The organism is Streptococcus oralis (assembly GCF_001578945.1).
Classification (GTDB): Bacteria; Bacillota; Bacilli; order Lactobacillales; family Streptococcaceae; genus Streptococcus; species Streptococcus oralis_Q.
The window spans coordinates 1-1,185 of record NZ_KQ969569.1 but is presented as its reverse complement, the minus strand read 5'-3'; the positions used below and the strand labels follow the sequence as shown (position 1 = coordinate 1,185).

1 pseudogene is annotated in these 1,185 nt (G+C 49.5%); it reads right to left on the bottom strand.

From position 1 onward, the window contains the following. Positions 1–145: 145 nt before the first annotated feature. Positions 146–1,185, bottom strand: a pseudogene (locus SORDD16_RS09725) (hypothetical protein); the annotation flags it as partial.

The window sequence follows — 1,185 nt, the reverse complement described above, 5'->3', positions numbered from 1 at the left end:
AGGCATCATACTCGTACTGGATCAGGCTACCATCTCCCTGACGAACACCCGTGATCTCGCCTTCTTCGTTGGTCGCGTACTGACTAGTTCCTGTCAGGTCACTCATAGACACCCGACGACCATCCGCATCATAGGTATAGAGGACTTAACCCTCTTGCTTTTCAGAGTACTCCACCTTGAGCAGTTGATCCAGCTTGTTGTAGTTATAGCTGATGGTTTTCCCATCGGACTTGGTTACTTTTTCGAGCTGGTTATTGACATTGTAGGTATAGGTCTCCTTATCTCCAAGACTGGTCATGCGCTCCACTAGATTGGACAGCTGGTCATAGCTGTAGCTTGTGACCTTGCCACTGCCATTCGTGACCGAAGTGACATTGCCCACACTGTCGTAGGTATAGCTAGAGGTAGAAGCCTTTTCTCCACTTCCTTGTGTCGCTGTAAGCAACTGATCCTTTAGGTCATAGGTGTAGGTCTTGACGCGCTTGCTTCCGGATGTGACACTGGTGAGGTTGCCATTGGCATCATAGGTCATGCTTGCGACGCCACCAGCCTCATCTGTGATCTTCGTGAGATGGTTATCGTGGTCATAGCCATACTTAGTCCACTGGCCTGCCGCGTCGCTTTCTGAGGTGAGGCGATTAAGGCTATCATAGGTTCGTTTGGTTACCTGACCGAGGGGATTCGTCTCCTCAAGGAGATTGCCATTCGGGTCATAGGTATAGGTCGTTTCGCGCTTACCATTGATGGTTCGTTTGGTCACCTGACCGACTGGGTCATAGCTTGACTCCACTGTTCGACCAGTTGGCGTTTTGATCGTTTTTAGTTGATCAAGGGTCGTGTAGTCAAAAGTGGTTGTGGCACCGGATGGCTTGGTCAGTTTGGCTAGATTTCCCGCTTCATCGTAGCTATACTTGGTTTCAAGGTCAAGGGCGTTCTTAGCCGTTAAGAGGCGGCCAACCTTGTCATAGCTATAGTGATTGCTTCGGTCGGATTGGTCTGTCTCTTGCACCAAGTTCCCAGATACATCATAGCTATAGGTTTTTGATAGCCCCTGTGGACCTGTTTGCTTGGTGAGACGTCCCAAGGCATCATAGGCATAGGTGTATGCTGCCTCATTTGGTAAGGTGCGTTTGGTCACACGACCATAAAGGTCATTGACATAGTGAGTGCTATGACCGTTGGCAT